The sequence below is a fragment of the Neisseria sp. P0018.S001 genome (assembly GCF_051957355.1).
Classification (GTDB): Bacteria; Pseudomonadota; Gammaproteobacteria; order Burkholderiales; family Neisseriaceae; genus Neisseria; species Neisseria subflava_A.
This window is the reverse complement of record NZ_JBQCWN010000097.1, coordinates 1-265: the sequence shown is the minus strand read 5'-3', so window position 1 is coordinate 265 and position 265 is coordinate 1. Positions and strand designations below refer to the sequence as shown.

Genomic DNA, 265 nt, shown 5'->3' with positions numbered 1-265 from the left:
CGCCGAAGTTGATGCCTTTGGCGATATTGGCGGCGTTGGTCGCTACGTTTTGGTTGGTCGCAAACAGTTGGCTGCCGTTGACGGCGTCTTTGCTGTTGGCATTGAGGTCGCCGTCGGCTACGTTGGTAACCTTCTTGTCGGCGGCATCGATACCGGACTTGGTCAGGCTAGGACCGCCTGCGATCTTAACGCCGTCGTTGTTCACGGTGGTGTCGCCGGCTTTGACGCTGTTCACTACCAGGTCTTTTTTCAGCTTAACGGTCAC

At 56.6% G+C, this 265-nt stretch carries 1 pseudogene; it reads right to left on the bottom strand.

Going from position 1 to position 265, the window contains the following annotated elements:
- Positions 1–265 (bottom strand): annotated as a pseudogene (locus ACTHTJ_RS11010) (hypothetical protein); the annotation flags it as partial.